Source organism: Pseudomonas sp. CROZ-RG-20F-R04-15 (genome assembly GCF_022662375.1).
In the GTDB taxonomy this organism is placed as follows: Bacteria; Pseudomonadota; Gammaproteobacteria; order Pseudomonadales; family Pseudomonadaceae; genus Aquipseudomonas.
In genome coordinates this window covers 244,495-260,202 of the sequence record NZ_JAKNQL010000007.1, presented here as the reverse complement: position 1 = coordinate 260,202, position 15,708 = coordinate 244,495, and the positions used below count along the sequence as shown (strand labels likewise).

Below are 15,708 nucleotides of genomic sequence, written 5' to 3'. Positions count from 1 at the left end.
CTTGTTCTGCAAGCTACAGCCTACTGGCGATCTCCTTCCAGATGTAGGCGTAGTTGTATTTCAACCAACGCACCAGCACCTTGTCGAACTGCCGACGAAACCAATTACGCTCTCTCGCAGCCAACCTTTCCTCAATCGACTCTCTGAGAGTTTCGGGGTCGAAGCCTGTCCACACAGGAGGTACAGCGGCCACAAGATTGGTGAAACACACCGGAGCGACCTCTGAATAGAGGATTTCGTAAAGAACGTCAGGGTCGACGCCTCTGAACTTCCTCACCAGATAGTCATATTCGACAGGAAAGTCGTTGAATGGCTCGGAGAGTGCCGCTCTGACCTTGGTCAGTTGTGGCTCAGTCAGAAGATGTTCCAATGCGTGAACTCCTCAAGCTCTTCATCCAATGAACTCGCAACAGCTTCGCCCGCAACACCGCCTGCGATTGTTCCAACCAAGACCACTGCGATTGCACAAATGGGAGCACCAGGTCCACAAAATGCGCTGACGCCCAACTCCGCAAGAATCCCACCAAATGCCCCAGCACCGACAATGATTCCTTGGCGCGCAGCTTCCATAGGTTTGTTTTCAGCATTCAATATCTGATATGTCGCCAGAGCAGCCGTCACAACAACACCGAGCTTGCGAGACGTCACAACTCAGATGGGAAAGGCTGCCTCTGATTGCATTCAAGGGCAGCAATCGGCCAGAAGCAGGCAGTTGCCAGGGCGCATCGATATGCACGCCATATCGCCACTTGATTGCAAAAATGCTCAACGTTTTATTCCGCGAGCAAGGTTTTCACAATCCAGTAGCAAATCATCCAGGAATGGATTGATGTCCATTAGCTCCATTAGATCGAGCACATCTGCGGACGCAGTCCTTATTGGCCGCCACTCGTCATGATCAAATATCAGTCGATCATGACAGTAGAATGCAGCCTCAGTAAGGCTATTGCATCGCTCCCAAAGGTCTCGCAGCCGTGTATTGATCTGCGCTGGTAACGCGCTGCCACAGACTGTAAGAACCTCGTTCAACGGAAGGATCATCTGTGACCAGGTTTCACATGCAGGGCAATCCGGGATGGTTTTCTGCTGCATATCCGATGTCAGTGCGAGGAACTCAAGAGCCGGGATTGCCTCGCACACTGCAAGAACACGTTTGTATTCATCTTGGCCGTACCATTCCCACAACGTTGAGGAGAAACCCATCATCAAGCTCCAAAAACAATCCAGTCGACCTATTACCATCACTGGGCAGATTCAACTTTACCAGTTCACTCTTACATAGGTCGAACGGCTACTTGGAATCGAAAACAATCGCTTGTGGTCGGTTGGTTGCGCCGAAAGCAGACTTCGCAAGAGCTACTCATCACTCAACAAAAAAATATGGCGCGTCCCTGAACATTCCGCCTTCAACCTTTCTTCTTAAACAATTTATTCACGTAGTACATCAAACTCCACCGATCCTTCGGCCGCGGCTTATAGTGCGTTTTATTCCTCTGCCCCGGCTCCCCACCCACCCCACTCGCCGTGTAGTAATAAAGCGCAATCGACCGCCGAGTGATGTGTTCCGGCGTAGTCAACGGCTCCGGATGCCCGTGATTGCTGTCCTTATCCGTATTGAAAATCACACACCGGTTATAAACCGGCAGCACCTTCTTCAGGCACTTTTTCATCCCCACATCCCAAAGCTCCAGGTTGCCGCCATACGCCTCTTGCCAATCCTCGGTGAGGTAAATAATCACGTTCAACCGCCGCTCAACGTTGAGCTTCTTGTTCAGCCGAAAATCAGAGTGCACGCCGAGGAAGCCGCCGGTTTTGGTTTCGTGTAATCCGCCGCCGGCGAAATAAGGATCAGGAATCAGCCCTTGAATGCCGGTGAGTTTTTCGAGGAACTCCAGCATGGGTGCGGAGTTGAAGGTGTTGAAGACGTTCTTCAGGTAGGGGCTGCAGGCGTTGGGGCTGATCTGGCGTTTGAGTTGGCCTTTGTAGCCGCGCTCGTAGGTCTGTTCGTTTTGGGTCGGTTCGACCGGGAAGTGTTCGCGGATGCTGGCGATGACGTCGGCTTGCAGGAAGTTGTCGATGACGATGTGCGGGAATGGCGTGGCTTGGGTGTATTCGTGGGTCAGCGATTCGCCGAAAGCGCTGGCGGCGGTTTGGTCGAAGTCGAGTTCCGGGGTCAGGGTGATGGGGAGTGTTTGTGTGTTGGCTTGCATTGCCGCTCCAATTTACTTGAATGCTTTCAGGTCTCGGTAAACAAGGCTGGGCGCTCGGCGCGATGCCTTGGTTTTTTGCTGAGTACGGATGCGAGCAGGTTGCCATGTCGACCATGGCCTGCCGAGTGTCCGTTGCGTAAACGTGGCGCGGCGCTGTAACGGCATGTTTCTGGCTGTCACAAACGCGTCATATTGCCTCTGCTAATCTCCTCGGCGCCCTGCCCTACACCCCAGTCCTAGAGCCCCCAACCGAAGGTGCCGCCAAGGTGTTTCCGACTCCCGTTCGCCAGCAAATCATCCTGCGCTCCGACAATCTCCGTTCCGATGACTTCGGCGCGTTGTTCTCCCGATTCTTCGGCAACCGATATTCCGACTCTCCGCCGCTGCCGTCGAACATCATTATCGGCGGCGTTTATGGGCGGCACGATGGCGTCAGTTTCCGGCGCATGCATTACCACGGCGATTTCAGCGTTTCGTTTCCCGATCCGCAGGATGAGATCACGTTTGTGATCCCCACGGCGGGCAAGATTGTTTTCAATCACGCGACCGAGTCCATCGGTGTGACGCATGTGGGCCTGGCGGTTGATAAGGCCGATATTCGTTCGATGCGCTTTGTTGATGATCATGCGCATCACGGCATGTCGATCAATCGTCATCAACTCACCGAGCGGTTGTCGATGCTGTTGGATAAGCCGATTCTGCAGAAGATCGTTTTTGCACCCAGCGTGGACCTGAACACTGCAGCGTTTCAGGGGATTCGGGCGTTGATTGATCTGGCGACGGGGGCGGAGTTTGATCTGCTGCTCAGCAGCGGGACGTTGATGCCGTCGCGGTTGCGCGAGATGTTGATTGATGCGGTGCTGGAGGCGTGGCCGCATAATTTTTCCGAGGCGTTGCAGCGGCCGGCGCCGATGGTTGCACCACGGCATGTGAAGCTGGCGGTGGAGTTTATTCAGGCGCATCCGGAGCAGTTGGTGAGTGGTGTGGATCTGGCGCGGTTGAGCCATGTCAGTCAGCGCGCGTTGCAGGAAGGGTTTCGGCGGTTTGTCGGGATGTCGATTGTGGCGTATCAGCGGCAGGTGCGGCTGGAGCGGGCTTATGAGGTGTTGAAACAGCGTGGTTCGGGGTCGGTGACGGAGGTGGCGTTGCGGTTCGGGTTTAGCAATGTGGGGCGGTTTTGTCAGTATTTTCAGGGGGCTTTTGGGGTGAGTCCGGCAGAGTTTCGGGCTCGGGGGTGATTGGGTAACAGGTTTGCAAGGTACCTTGTGGTGAGAAGATTTAGCTAAACGTCGCACTGCGCCGATGGGTCGCTAAGCATGGGGATGGCACGCCGGCGCGGTTGATCGAGGAGTGGGCGCGGAGGCGTTTGACCGAGTTGGCCAGTTGATGTTGCGGTGACTGCGTTCCCCTCATCGGAACGCCGCCCGCCTATCCCTCTCCCCAAGGAGAGGGAACCGAGCCGGGGATATTGAAGATCTACACCGACCTGAGAGTCTTGCTTTGAATCCATAATCGCCTCGATCTTTCAGGTCGATGCATGACGCAAGACGCCTCGGTAATTCCCCTCTCCCGAGGGAGAGGGTTAGGGTGAGGGGCTTTTGTGGGAGCGGGCTTGCTCGCGAACGCGCTGGGTCAGTCGATTTGATGTTGACTGGTCTGGCGCTTTCGCGAGCAAGCTCGCTCCCACATTGGTTTTTGGGGTGTTTGTTGGATTGGGAGTCATCCTTGAGCCCGTGTGGTTTTTAGAAGGAGTAGCTGGCCTTGAGGCCGCCGTTGAAGCCGTGGCTGTCGCCGCCGCCATTGGCGCCGACTTCTGCGCCGAGGCTCAGGGCGCCGAGGCTGGCCATCACATTCACACCGCCGCTGAACTGATCGAGATTATCAAACGCCGCGCGTTGTTCGATGTCGAGGCCCAGCAGGTGGCTTTGGCTGTCGACCTGGTTGTCGCCCAGTGTGCGTTCGTAGCCCACTTGTACGCCCGGCACCAGTTGCCATGCGCCCATCGCCACCGGGGCGAAGCCGACGTTGAGGTTGGCGACGGCGCTGCGGCGGGTGGCGCTGTTGTCGTCGACGTCGAGTGACAGTTCGCTGCCCTTTTCTTTGAAGCCGTTGAGGTCGAGGTGGCTGACGCGCAAACCCAGGCTTGGCTCGAAGGTCATGCCGTTGGCCGGGGCGCGGTAGCCGAGGGCGACGGTGGCGCCGGTGAGGTTGCCGTGGCTGTTGCCTTTCGCGGTGCCGAGGCCACCGCCGAGGTCGCGTTTGCTGTCGTAGTCGACGTAGCCGGCGCTGGCATTGGCGTCGAGAAACAGGCCTTGTTCGAGGCTGGTGAAGCCGTAGCGGGCGCCGACGTTGAGGAAGGTGAAGTCGGTGTCGGCTTCGCCACCCGCGCCGCCAACAGTGCCTTTGCTGTAGCCGAAGCCGCCGCGTGCGCTGAGCTGTTCGCTGAAGCGCTGGGTGATGCCGACCATCAGGCCTTGGCTGTGTTCGTTGCTGCTCTCGGCGTGTGCCGAGCCGTCGGTGCCGAGGTAGCCGGCGAGCGCGGTGGTCCAGAGGCGATATTGGCCGACCTTGAGATCAGTGCCGCTGGCGAATGGTGCAGCGGCTTGTTCGATCATTGCGTTTTGGCGCAGCAGGTAGCTGGCGGCGTCGGCGTGAACCTGGCCGCCGACCTGGGATTCGACACCGCCGAGGGTGCTGGCGTCGATGGCCGATTGCAGGTAGTAGTTGTAGGCGCTGTAGATGCCGGACAGGCTGGTGTTCTGCAATTGGCGGAGCAGTTCGGCGCCGGCAGCGGCGTTGCCGATCAGCCCGGCCTGACCCGGTAGGCTGTTGTATTCGACCAGTTTGCCGCGCAGCACATAGATGGTTTCCTGCGACAGACCGAGGCCTTGTTTGAGGTAGTTGTCCATGCTGCCGTATTGCGCGGTGACTTCGTCGAGGCCGGCCTGCAGGTAGCTGGCCTGCACGCCGAGCAGCGGTTCGTAAATGGCGGCCATGCTCGGCGGCAGCGCTTTCAGCGTGGCGGCGACGCGGGCGGCGGTGTAGTCGTTGGTGGCGAGGTAGTTGGCCATGATGGTCGCGTTGTCGACCCCGGCGATGCTCTGCAACACGGCGGCGGTCCAGCCGGTGCGGTCCTTGCCGGCGGTGCAGTGGAACAGTTGCGCGGCGTCGACGCTGGCGAGTTCATTGAACAGCTTGCCGAACTGGCCGCGCATGCCGGCGTCACTGACGAAAGCGCGGTTGGTCTGCTCCATCATGGCGATGGCGTCGGCGGCGCTTTTGAAGGAGATGTTGGTGATGTTCGAGCCAGAGGTGGTGCTGCCGATGATGTCGATGTTCTGCCAGGTTGCGCCGCTGATCATGGTGTCGGGAGTGGCGGCGATTTCGCTGGGGGTACGCAAGTCGTAAACGGCTTTGATACCGAGGCCGTTGAGAATCGCCAGATCGGCGGCGGTCGGCGTCAGCGCATTGGAACGGTAGAACACCCCGGCGCGCATCGTGCCGTCGTGGGCCGTGGTGTACGCGGTGGTGATGCCGGCGACGTCGCGGAAGTTGTCGATGCCTTGCAGGCGCGGCGTGTCGAGCGGTACAGCCTCGGCAGCATGGGCGGCGGCGATGGACAGGCTCAGTACGGACAGCGAACACAAAAGACGTTGAAACACGGTGCAGCCTCATTGTTTAAGCGTTGGGCTGGTCACTATGGGTAGGCAAGTGATACTGAATATGACAGTTTTGCTTTGAACGGAAATGGCTGCGCGATCGGGCCGCGGGGTGCGTGATTGGTCCATCCGTTGGAAGGTCGGGGCTCGTGAAGTCATCCAAATGGATATTGAGACTCGAGCGGTAACCGACGTTGCTGGAAACCTCGGTTTTCACACAAAACCTGTGGGAGCGAGCCTGCTCGCGAATGCGGTGGGTCTGCTGAAGCGATGTTGGCTGGCAGTTCCTCTTCGCGAGCAGGCTCGCTCCCACAGGAGATGTTTGTGTGACTGTCAGCCGGGTTGATCTACAGCAATATTTGCCCCACACAGCGGCGTTATTCTGCAGTGGCTGAAAACAGCCGTGCTGTGCGCACGTCACAGGCCTTGTGGCCAAGGTGGCGCCATGAACAAAAAACGCATTGTCTGGGGGAGCGTTCTCCTGGGCCTTCCGTGTGTCTTGCTTCCGCTCCTTTTGATGGGTTATGTCGCCTGGATGTTGAATCTGGCGGCGGCGCAGCAGCGCCTGGAAACCCTCGCTTCCGTCGCCTCCAGTCGCGCCCACGGGACTTTCAGTGAAGCGGCCGGTGCACTGAAATCCATCGCTGGGTCGCGGCTCGCGCCGTGCACGCCGGAAAGCATCGACGAGATGCGTCTGCTGACCATCAACACCCTCTCGGTGAAGTCGATCGGCTACGTCGAAGAAGAGATTTACGCCTGCGGTTCCTGGGGGCCGGTCGGGCAGCACGCAACGCCATGGCGCGAGGATTTCACCACCTCGGACGGCGTGCGCGTTTCACTCGGCGTGCAGTCGCGCATCGTTGCGGCGAAACCGATGATGGCGCTGCAGTACGCGGCGTTCAACGTGCTGGTCGATCCCGAGCAGTTTCTGCATGTGATGCTTGATGAGGATTTGCACCTGGCGGTCGGCACCGCGTCCGGGCAATTGATCAGCGCCTCACGCCCGGGCGCGGAACACTTCCTGGCTCGCGTGCATTCCGGCCCGCATTCGGGCCTTGCCGACGGCTATCTCTACACCCTCGTGCACAGCGGCGACTGGGTCGCCATCGCCGCGCTGTCGCGCCATGAGCTGATGCAAGGCTTGATCCGCCGGGAATTACTGCTGTTGCCCATCGGTGGCTTGCTCGCGGGGGTGCTGGTGTTGCTGATCGTGCGCCGCACCCGGCAACGTCTGTCGCCGCTGGCGGAACTGCAACTGGCGGTGCGCAATCGCGAGTTCGTTGTTCACTATCAACCGATCATCCGCCTCAGCGACGGTGCCTGCGTCGGTGCGGAGGCACTGGTGCGCTGGCAGCATCCGGATGGCTCGCGGGTGTGCCCCGATGCATTTATCCCACTGGCCGAGCACAGCGGTTTGATTCTGCCGATCACCGATCAGGTCATCGACAATGTGATGCGCGACCTCGGCCCGTTGCTGGTCAAGGAACGCAGCCTGCACGTAGCAATCAACCTGGCGGCGAAGGACGTCAGCAGCGGCCGCTTTCTGCCGAAGCTGGAAGCCGCATTACGCCGCGCCGATGTGCAGCAACAACAGATCTGGCTGGAAGCCACCGAGCGCGGTTTCGTCGAGATCGACACCGCACGCACGACAGTCAATCGCGCCCGCGAACTGGGCTATCTGGCGGCCATCGACGATTTCGGCACCGGTTTTTCCAGTCTTCAACATTTGCAGCAACTGCCGCTGGATGTGCTGAAGATCGACAAGTCGTTCGTCGACAACATCGAGCAAGACGCAGCCACCGGATCAGTGACCGGCCACATCATCGAAATGGCCAAGAGTCTGCGTCTGCAGATCGTTGCTGAAGGCATCGAAACTGAAGCGCAGCGCGAATACTTGCGTAATCACGGCGTGCATTTTGGTCAGGGCTGGCTGTTCGGCAAAGCGATGCCGGCGGAGGAGTTTTTGCGGTTCTATAAAGAGCGGGCGAACCTGCTTGTCGACCACCCAGCGTTAGAGAGCGTGTAACTATCGACGAGCCCCGGACAAGCCACCCGTCAGCCGATCAAGAATCTGCACGAGCTCAGGTCGCGTCCATTTTTCCCACGGTACGACCTCCTCGTCATCACCGGTGTGCCTATGCTCTCCGGAATCAAACGCGAGGTAGATGGAGAAAGCCGGCTCGGGCATTTCGGCATCCATGCCGACGTTAACGATATCGCCGAACAACAGATTCATCACCACGTCGCATGCGTGAAAGTCGCGAGCACCGCTAAGGAACTGATCGGCCATGGCAATCGCGACTTGATTCAACAGGTCGCGAGGATTCATCTGCACAGCCTGACAAATAAGACTCAAGTCGTGAATCGTGTCTTGCTCCAGGACTTGCAGAACGTAAGCAAGATCAGCGCGGCTCAAGGTCAAGGCGTGCCCTCCGGGCGTACAGTGAAGTGTGCGCGCAGCATGCAATGGATCGCCGCCAATGCCAACGTCTGCTGCACACTTCAATTGGTTTTGCTGACAACCTTGATGTCTGTAATCCCTACCCGCTTGGCCTGCTCGAGAATCTCCTCGGCCGTCGAATCCGCAGTGGGCATGATCAGGCCGTTTTCCGCGTCGCCCAGGTGCAACTCCAGCAGATGCATCGCGGCCTCGTGCTCGGCCAACTGCTGTTCTTTAAGTTCAAGCAGAAAGGTACGAGGCTCGCCGTAGAATCGGTAATCGATGTGATAGGTGTACATGATGTCATCCGCGTCAGTAGGAAAAGGCAACTGATTATCCTGACGCAGTGGTCAGTTTTTAGTTCAAATTGAATCGCCTCTCCGGTCAATCTGGATTTCACAGCAAACTTTTCGCGCGCCGGGGCGTCCTTTTCTTAAACCCCTTAGCGGCTGATTTCAGCCAAGGATCGGCGATGACCTTCTTCATTTTTCTTCTGGCCTGCGCAGCAGCGGCAACCACCGGCGTGATGTTCAAACCGGGGCCGTGGTACGAAACGCTGAACAAACCCGGTTTCACCCCGCCCAACTGGGCGTTCCCCGTGGCCTGGACGCTTATCTACCTGCTGCTGGCCTGGGCCGGTTACCGTTTGAGCCTGATCCCCGGCAGCCAGACTGTGCTGGCGCTGTGGGCGGCGCAGATTGCCTTGAACACACTGTGGACGCCGGTGTTCTTCGGCGCGCATCAGGTGTTGGCGGCGATGGTGATTCTCACGGTGCTGTGGCTGGTGGTTGCGGCGATGGTGGTGCTGGCGATACAACTGGACCTGATCACTGGCTTGATCCTGTTTCCGTATCTGGCGTGGCTGTGTGTGGCCGCCGCGTTGAATTTCTCCATCCTGATCAAGAACCGCTGATGACCAATGCCAATTGCGGTACCAAAACACCGTGGGCGCAAGGCGAGCGCGAGTTGGCGCAGGTGCGTGCCTTCAACCGCAAACTCGCTTGGCTGCCGCGTTTCAAGATCCGCAATCGCCTGACGCCGCGTTTGATTCAGGCGCTATTGCGCGTCAGTCAGGTCGGCGGTGCGAGGAAGTTGCGCGAGCATGGTCTGACGGCTGAGCAGAAGATGCTCGGTAACGTGCCGGTGCGGATCATCCGTCCCAAAGGCCCGGCGAAAGGCGTGGTGCTGGACTTCCACGGTGGTGGCTGGGTGATCGGCAATGCGCAGATGGACGACAATTTCAACATCGCCATCGTCAACACCTGCCAGGTGACGGTGGTCTCGGTCGATTATCGATTAGCGGTTTCGACGCCGCTTGAAGGTCTGCTGGAGGACTGCCTCAACGCGACTCGCGGGGTCTTGAGTGATGCTGAATTTGCCGGTCTGCCCGTCGTGGTGGTCGGTGAATCGGCGGGTGGTCATCTGGCGGCGGCGACCTTGCTGGCGCTCAAGCAATGGCCGGAGTTGCTGCAACGCATCAGCGGCGCGCTGCTGTATTACGGCGTCTACGACCTGACCGGAACCCCAAGCGTACGCAGTGCGCCGGCGGATACGCTGGTGCTGGACGGCCCGGGCATGGTCGAGGCACTGCGCTTGCTGACCCCGGAACTGACTGACGAACAGCGCCGCCAGCCACCGTTATCACCGCTGTACGGCGACTTCAGCGGTTTCCCGCCTGCGCTGCTGTTTGCCGGTGAGCTCGATCCGCTGCGCGACGACACCCTCGACATCGCCAGGCGCTGGGCGCAATCGGCGCGGGTCGAGATGTACTTGCTGCCCTTCTCGCCTCACGGTTTCATCCACTTCCCCACGGCCATCGCTCAGGGCGTTCTGGCCTACAGTCGACAATGGATTTCGGCGCGCATCGAGGCCGACATTCAAGCACTTTGAAGCGCCGTGGCTTGGTACAACTGCCGATAGGCCATGACCAGTTGTTCTAGAGAAAATGCCAGATTGCGCCCGCTGGGATTGGGCAGCACCCAGACCGCCGCACCGCCGAAAGTTTCCGGCTGAAGCCCCCAGGCAATGGCTTTTTTCCCGGAGAGCCCCGCGTAAGCCGCTTTGCCGAGAAACGCCACATGCCGTGGTTTGTAGCGGGCAATCTTCTGTTCGAAATCAGCCGCAGCGGCGACAAACTCCTGCGCCGACACTTGATCCGCCCGCGCGGTGGGCCGTGCGACCACGGCGGTCAATCCGCACTGATACTGCAGAATCGAGCGGTCGTCTTCCGGGCGTATTTCTTCGGCAGTGAATCCGGCCAGATGCAACGTACGCCAGAAGCGATTGCTGCGCCCGGCGAAATGATGTCCCTGCCCCGCCGCGAGCAAACCGGGATTGATCCCGCAAAAGACCACTGACAGGTCTTGCGCGAGAATGTCGTCGAGGCCGTTCATGAGCGCGCTCAGCCGCAGATCACGCTGACGGCGTTGCGCACAATTGCGCTCAATTCTTCACGGGATTTACCTGCACGGGCGCGGATCGAAATGCTGTGCAGCAATGAAGACGCGATCACCGCCAGCGCGGCGAGATCGCTATCAGGTTTCAGCTCGCCCGCTTCGATTGCCTTTTGCAGACGCGCTTGCAGATCAGCGTCCAGCTGACTGAGCCTGGCCGACAGCACTTGGCGAATTTCCGGGTCTTCGACGGCTTCGGTGGTCGCCGTACCAATGGCAAAACAGCCGCGTGGCTGGCCATCGCCGGAGAAATAAATCGCCAGTTGTCCCTCATAAAAGCCAGTCAGCGCCTGCGCCAGAGTCAGCTCGCTGTCGCTCAGCGCGGCCTGCATGGCGGCGTGCGCGGTGTCCCAATATTGATCGAGCGCCTTGATGTACAGCGCGTGTTTATCGCCAAACGCGGCGTATAGGCTCGGCCGGTTCATGCCCGCTGCGGTGGCGATGCTGTCCAGCGAAGCCCCCGAATAGCCGGTATTCCAGAACACGCCGAGTGCCTGTTGCAGCGCAGTTTGCGGGTCATAGGCGCGAGGACGGCCGCGGCCTTTTCCTTCCGTCGATTTATTTTGTGCCATGTCGTACAAATTCCTTGCAAGGATAAGAAGTCGCTCATATTCTTACACCATCGCACAAAATTAAGGAACCAGAAATTCCTTGGTCAACGGCTTTGTTGTGGCGCAGCTCGAAGTGGGTGTGGCAACGACGAAACAGCGGTACGGAGCGATCCTCCCCCACCGCGCACGGATTTGATGTCTCGCAGCAATTAATCACGTCGCGGCCACAGGCTTTGCCCACGTCGGCCCGATGCCCCGTTTTGGCTTCAGCACCCTGGACAGAGCCGATCATGACCCAGCCAATTGATCTCACCGCAGCACACGCCAGCGCCCAGCCGATCCGGGATCTGACGGACACACCGCCGAAAAAACCGCTCAAACAGAGAGTGCGGCCACTGTTGATGGCCGGCCTGCCCGCGCTGTTCGCCGTCATCGGCTATAGCCAATACCGGACGAACGAGCCTTTCGTTTCCACCGACAACGCCTATGCCCGCGTGGCCAAGGCATCGATCAATGCGCGGGTGTCCGGGCAAGTGGTCGAGATCGCGGTGGACGATAACCAGCCCGTGCGCAAAGGTCAGGTGTTGTTTCGCCTCGACCCGCAACCGTTACAGATCGCGGTCGACCGCGCCGAAGCTCAGTTGGGCAACGCTCGCCTGCGCATCGACGGCCTCAAGGCCAGCTATCGCCAGCAGCAGGCCGAGCTGCAATCGGCGCGGGCGTCGGCGGACTACGATCAGAAAGAGTTCGCTCGCAAGAAAGCGCTGATCGCCAGCGAATTCGTCTCGCGGGCAGCCTATGAGCGCGCCGACACTGACCTGAAAGTCTCACGCCAACGCATCGCCTCGATCGAGCAACAGATCGCCAGCACCGTGGTCGCCCTCAGTGGTGATCCCGACATCGCCATCGACCGACATCCAACCGTGCGCGAAGCCAAGGCGCAGCTCGACGAAGCGCAGCTCTATCTGTCCTACGCCACAGTGACCGCACCGGCCGACGGCATCGTGGCCAAGGTCGACGACTTACAAGTGGGCAATTACGTCAGCAACGGCAGCGCGGCGTTCGCGTTGATTTCCGACCACGAGACCTGGGTCGAAGCCAACTTTCGCGAAACCCAAGTCACGCATATGCGCCCCGGCCAGACCGCGACGATCACCCTCGACACCTACCCTGACCGCCCCTTCAAGGCCCACGTGATCAGCATGAGCCCCGGCGCCGGCGCGGACTTCGCCTTGCTGCCGCCGGAGAACGCGACCGGCAACTGGGTGAAGGTGGTGCAGCGGGTGCCGGTGCGCCTCGAACTCGACAATGCCGACCCGGCCATGCCGCTGTTCTCGGGCACCAGCGCCACAGTCGAAGTCGACACCGGCCACCGCACGCCGTGGTGGTACCCACTGAAATCGTTGCTCAGCGCGGGGTAATGGGTGATGAACAACACGGCTGATCTGCGCGCATTGCGCTTTGTCGCCTTACTGACGACTTATCTGCAATCGATGAACCTGCCATTGCCCAATGCCGCTCTGCGCTTGATACAGGGCAGCCTGTCGATGACTGACGATCAGGCCGGGTGGATTTTCACGGCGTATCTGGCCGCCAGCGCGATCACTTTGCCGATCGCTCAGTGGCTCGCCGCGTCCTTCGGCTTGAAGCGGGTTTATCAGATAGCGTTGCTGTTGTTTGCCCTCGGTTTGTGGCTTGGGACGTTGGCGAGCACGCCGCTGGAGTTTATCGCCGCGCGCATTCTGCAAGGCTTGGCCAGTGGCGTATTGGCGCCGCTGTCGATGGCAATTGCACTGGAAACGCTGCCGGCAGAAAAGCGTCCAGCGTTTGGCGCAAAATGGACCGCGCTGGTGCTGTTCGGCATCGTCAGCGGCCCGAGCATCGGCGGCCTGATCTGCGAGTACCTCGACTGGCGGCCGATGTTTTACCTCAGCCTGCCACTGATCGCGTACATCCTCATGGTGGTTGCGTTGCTGCTGGCCGAGAAGAAAGCCGAGCAGCGTCCGCCCTATGATTTCTTCGGCTTCGGCACGTTCACGGTCGGCATGATCAGCCTGCAAATGCTCCTCGATCGTGGCGAGCGCCTGGACTGGTTCGACTCGCTGGAAATCTGCATCGAAGCGCTGGTCTGCGTGCTTGGGTTGTACCTGTTCGTCGTGCATCGGTGGACTGCCACAGTGCACTTCGTCAGCAAGGCGTTGCTCAGCGACCGCAATTTCGTGCTGTCGACGGTGATGTTTTTCGCCCTCGGTTTCGTGCTGCTGTCGACCATGGCGCTGACCTCGCCGATGCTCGACGAAATCTTGGGCTACCCGCCGGACACCACTGGCTTCCTGACCATCCCGCGCGGCATCGGCCTGGTCGGCGCGTTCCTGCTGATGGGGCGTGCGCCGGGCTGGATCGACACGCGGGTGTTTATCGCCACCGGTATCGCGCTAGTGGTCTACGCCAATTGGCTGATGCTCGGCTACTCACCGTTGATGGACTGGACACCCGTGGCGTGGAGCGGATTCGTTCAAGGTGTCGGCCTCGGCGTGTTGATGCCAGCGCTGAGCAAGGTCGCGTTCAGCACGCTCAATCCGGCATTGCGCCCGGAAGCCGCCGGACTGTTCAACCTGATGCGCGTCTACGGCAGCACCCTCGGTGTGGCGGTGGTGCAGATTTTTTTCTTCAACAACACCCAGGCGATGCACATGGCGCTGGTCAGCCAGTTGACGCCCTATCGGCTGACGCTGCCGACGTCGCTACCGGCGCTGGAACATTTGAACCACCTGGTGACCCATCAGGCCGCGTTCGTCGCGGTGATGGGCCAGTTCAAGATTCTGATGCTGGTGATGCTCGTGGTGAGCCCGCTGGTGCTGTTGCTACGCAAACCGGCTGCGGCCAACTGATCTTTGTGGAGTCTGAAAAATGAAAACGTCTACGCGCTTCACTCGTTCAGCAATCCCCGGAACCTTCAGCGCATTGGCCCTGATGGTGATGCTTTCGGCCTGCACCGTCGGCCCTGATTTTCAGCGCCCCGCCGCCGGCTCATCAGAGCACTACGATGAGCAAGCCGAGCAATCCTCCGGCGCTCAACGCTTCGCTATGGGCAAACGCCTTCACGGCGATTGGTGGACCGCGTTGCGCTCGCCGAAGCTCGACCAACTGATGCGCCGCGCCATCGACGGCAACCTCGAACTGGTCGCCGCCGATGCGACCCTGCGTCAGGCCGCTGCCTCGGTTGTAGCAGCGGAAGGCGCGCTGTATCCGCAAGTGGATTTCGCGGCGGCCGGAGGACGGCAACGCACCCACAATGGGCCGCAGCCGAGCGTTGCCAACGTCTACGCCATCGGCCCGCGTGTGGCATTCGATCTGGATGCCTTTGGTGGTATCAAGCGTGAAGTCGAAGGCCAGCAGGCATTGGCCGATTTGCACAAACATCGCTACGAAGCGGCCTACCTCACATTGACCGGCGAAGTGGCCCGGCAAGCACTGCTGATCGCCTCGGCCAATGCGCAGATCGAGGCAGTGCAAACGCTGCTGGCCAATGACTCAAAAAACCTTGATCTGGTGCGGCGTGCTCAGCAAAGCGGCAGTACCACGCGCATCGATGTGTCGCTGGCCGAAACGCGGCTTGCGCAGGATCGCACCCTGCTGCCACCCCTCGCCCAGCAGCGTGATGCGGCGCGGCATGCATTGTCGATCCTCGCCGGCAAAGGCCCGGCCGACTGGATAGCGCCGGATTTCACCCTCAGCGACTTTGTCTTGCCGTCGACGCTGCCGGTCAGCCTGCCGTCGGAAACCGCCCGCAATCGCCCGGATATCTTGCAGGCCGAAGCCGAACTGCACATGGCCAGCGCGGCCGTGGGGGTGGCGACAGCCAATCTCTATCCGCGCATCGAGTTGTCGGCCTCACTGGCACAAGCCGCGTCCGGCAATGGCGGCGCTGCGCTGTGGGGGTTTGCCGCCGGGCTGACCGCGCCGATCTTCAATGGCGGCACGCTGAAAGCCGAGCGTCAGGCTGCCGTCGATGGCTACAACGCCTCGCTCGCACGCTATCAGCAGACGGTGATTGAGTCGTTCGGCCAGGTCGCGGACAGCTTGCAGGCGATCCATCACGGCGCCGAACAAAATCTGGCGCAGGAGGACGCGTTGCGCGCCGCCGACAGCAGTTTGCGTCTCAACCAACAAGCTTATGCCCAAGGCGAAAACAGCGTCCTGCAAGTGCTCGAAGCCGAGCGCGCGTACGAGCAAGCCCTGCTTGGGCAGATTCAGGCGAAGACCACGCGCTATCTAGACACCGTGCAGCTGTTCGTGGCGCTGGGCGGCAATTCTGTCGGCGTCTTCGAGCAAAAACTCGCCGCCCGTGCAGGCAAAGAACAGACACCGCTGTAACCACCGACACTGGAGAAA

The 15,708-nt window shown here is 59.9% G+C and carries 15 protein-coding genes and 1 pseudogene; 7 read left to right on the top strand and 9 right to left on the bottom strand.

Annotated features, from left to right (window positions below; all coding sequences use genetic code 11):
* Positions 1-13 precede the first annotated feature (13 nt).
* From L8H52_RS13530 to L8H52_RS13515, 4 genes and pseudogenes are all read right to left on the bottom strand, one after another.
* Entirely contained in the window at positions 14-370 is a 357-nt protein-coding gene (locus L8H52_RS13530; protein WP_242207470.1) for a hypothetical protein, read from the bottom strand.
* Positions 355-636: pseudogene (locus tag L8H52_RS13525) on the bottom strand (hypothetical protein); the annotation flags it as partial. The gene L8H52_RS13530 and the pseudogene L8H52_RS13525, both read right to left, overlap by 16 nt.
* 129 nt (positions 637-765) lie before the next feature.
* Positions 766-1,206 carry a hypothetical protein gene (locus tag L8H52_RS13520; protein WP_242207469.1) on the bottom strand — a complete coding sequence of 147 codons (441 nt, stop codon included), beginning with the start codon at positions 1,204-1,206 and terminating at the stop codon, positions 766-768.
* Positions 1,207-1,406: 200 nt separating this feature from the next.
* On the bottom strand, positions 1,407-2,210 hold the full coding sequence (locus tag L8H52_RS13515) for a 2OG-Fe(II) oxygenase (protein ID WP_242207468.1): 804 nt from the start codon (positions 2,208-2,210) through the stop codon (positions 1,407-1,409).
* Positions 2,211-2,476: 266 nt separating this feature from the next.
* Here L8H52_RS13515 and L8H52_RS13510 point away from each other — a divergent pair, with 266 nt between their 5' ends.
* Positions 2,477-3,448 carry an AraC family transcriptional regulator gene (locus L8H52_RS13510; RefSeq protein ID WP_242207467.1) on the top strand — a complete coding sequence of 324 codons (972 nt, stop codon included), beginning with the start codon at positions 2,477-2,479 and terminating at the stop codon, positions 3,446-3,448.
* 504 nt (positions 3,449-3,952) lie between these two features.
* On the opposite strand, the gene L8H52_RS13505 is transcribed toward L8H52_RS13510, so the two are convergent.
* Positions 3,953-5,872, bottom strand: coding sequence for a tyrosine-protein phosphatase (locus tag L8H52_RS13505; RefSeq protein WP_242207466.1), 1,920 nt, complete (start codon positions 5,870-5,872; stop codon positions 3,953-3,955).
* 514 nt (positions 5,873-6,386) lie between these two features.
* Between L8H52_RS13505 and L8H52_RS13500 the strand changes: the two genes are divergently transcribed.
* On the top strand, positions 6,387-7,895 hold the full coding sequence (locus L8H52_RS13500; protein ID WP_242207465.1) for an EAL domain-containing protein: 1,509 nt from the start codon (positions 6,387-6,389) through the stop codon (positions 7,893-7,895).
* Here the strand turns inward: L8H52_RS13500 and L8H52_RS13495 are convergent, their stop codons facing one another.
* Together L8H52_RS13495 and L8H52_RS13490 are read right to left on the bottom strand one after the other, a co-directional pair.
* Positions 7,896-8,291: a hypothetical protein gene (locus L8H52_RS13495; RefSeq protein ID WP_242207464.1), complete on the bottom strand. Its 396-nt coding sequence runs from the start codon at positions 8,289-8,291 to the stop codon at positions 7,896-7,898.
* A gap of 80 nt (positions 8,292-8,371) precedes the next feature.
* Complete coding sequence (locus tag L8H52_RS13490) at positions 8,372-8,638, bottom strand: hypothetical protein (protein ID WP_242207463.1); 267 nt, start codon at positions 8,636-8,638, stop codon at positions 8,372-8,374.
* A 143-nt stretch (positions 8,639-8,781) separates the two neighbouring features.
* Between L8H52_RS13490 and L8H52_RS13485 the strand changes: the two genes are divergently transcribed.
* On the top strand, positions 8,782-9,222 hold the full coding sequence (locus L8H52_RS13485) for a TspO/MBR family protein (protein WP_242207462.1): 441 nt from the start codon (positions 8,782-8,784) through the stop codon (positions 9,220-9,222).
* On the top strand, positions 9,222-10,199 hold the full coding sequence (locus L8H52_RS13480) for an alpha/beta hydrolase (protein ID WP_242207461.1): 978 nt from the start codon (positions 9,222-9,224) through the stop codon (positions 10,197-10,199). The genes L8H52_RS13485 and L8H52_RS13480 overlap by 1 nt, the downstream gene beginning before the upstream one ends.
* Here the strand turns inward: L8H52_RS13480 and mug are convergent.
* Together mug and L8H52_RS13470 are read right to left on the bottom strand one after the other, a co-directional pair.
* Positions 10,187-10,702, bottom strand: coding sequence for a G/U mismatch-specific DNA glycosylase (gene mug, locus L8H52_RS13475; protein ID WP_242207460.1), 516 nt, complete (start codon positions 10,700-10,702; stop codon positions 10,187-10,189). The genes L8H52_RS13480 and mug overlap by 13 nt on opposite strands.
* Positions 10,703-10,710: 8 nt before the next feature.
* The gene (locus tag L8H52_RS13470; RefSeq protein ID WP_242207459.1) at positions 10,711-11,334 is read right to left on the bottom strand and encodes a TetR/AcrR family transcriptional regulator; all 624 of its coding nucleotides are present in this window, start codon (positions 11,332-11,334) and stop codon (positions 10,711-10,713) included.
* 269 nt (positions 11,335-11,603) lie between these two features.
* Here L8H52_RS13470 and L8H52_RS13465 point away from each other — a divergent pair, with 269 nt between their 5' ends.
* The 3 genes from L8H52_RS13465 to L8H52_RS13455 are packed head-to-tail and all read left to right on the top strand — an operon-like array spanning position 11,604 to position 15,690.
* Complete coding sequence (locus tag L8H52_RS13465; RefSeq protein WP_242207458.1) at positions 11,604-12,734, top strand: HlyD family secretion protein; 1,131 nt, start codon at positions 11,604-11,606, stop codon at positions 12,732-12,734.
* A 6-nt stretch (positions 12,735-12,740) separates the two neighbouring features.
* A complete protein-coding gene (locus tag L8H52_RS13460; RefSeq protein ID WP_242207457.1) occupies positions 12,741-14,204 on the top strand; it encodes a DHA2 family efflux MFS transporter permease subunit in 1,464 nt (487 codons plus the stop codon).
* A gap of 19 nt (positions 14,205-14,223) precedes the next feature.
* Positions 14,224-15,690 carry an efflux transporter outer membrane subunit gene (locus L8H52_RS13455; RefSeq protein WP_242207456.1) on the top strand — a complete coding sequence of 489 codons (1,467 nt, stop codon included), beginning with the start codon at positions 14,224-14,226 and terminating at the stop codon, positions 15,688-15,690.
* The last annotated feature ends 18 nt before the right edge of the window (positions 15,691-15,708 follow it).

Coding starts and splice junctions, on each gene's coding strand:
- L8H52_RS13520 (WP_242207469.1), bottom strand. CDS start 1,206: ATGATGGGTTTCTCCTCAACGTTGTGGGAATGGTACGGCCAAGATGAA.
- L8H52_RS13515 (WP_242207468.1), bottom strand. CDS start 2,210: ATGCAAGCCAACACACAAACACTCCCCATCACCCTGACCCCGGAACTC.
- L8H52_RS13500 (WP_242207465.1), top strand. CDS start 6,387: ATGGGTTATGTCGCCTGGATGTTGAATCTGGCGGCGGCGCAGCAGCGC.
- L8H52_RS13485 (WP_242207462.1), top strand. CDS start 8,782: ATGACCTTCTTCATTTTTCTTCTGGCCTGCGCAGCAGCGGCAACCACC.
- L8H52_RS13480 (WP_242207461.1), top strand. CDS start 9,222: ATGACCAATGCCAATTGCGGTACCAAAACACCGTGGGCGCAAGGCGAG.
- mug (WP_242207460.1), bottom strand. CDS start 10,702: ATGAACGGCCTCGACGACATTCTCGCGCAAGACCTGTCAGTGGTCTTT.
- L8H52_RS13470 (WP_242207459.1), bottom strand. CDS start 11,334: ATGGCACAAAATAAATCGACGGAAGGAAAAGGCCGCGGCCGTCCTCGC.
- L8H52_RS13465 (WP_242207458.1), top strand. CDS start 11,604: ATGACCCAGCCAATTGATCTCACCGCAGCACACGCCAGCGCCCAGCCG.
- L8H52_RS13460 (WP_242207457.1), top strand. CDS start 12,741: ATGAACAACACGGCTGATCTGCGCGCATTGCGCTTTGTCGCCTTACTG.
- L8H52_RS13455 (WP_242207456.1), top strand. CDS start 14,224: ATGAAAACGTCTACGCGCTTCACTCGTTCAGCAATCCCCGGAACCTTC.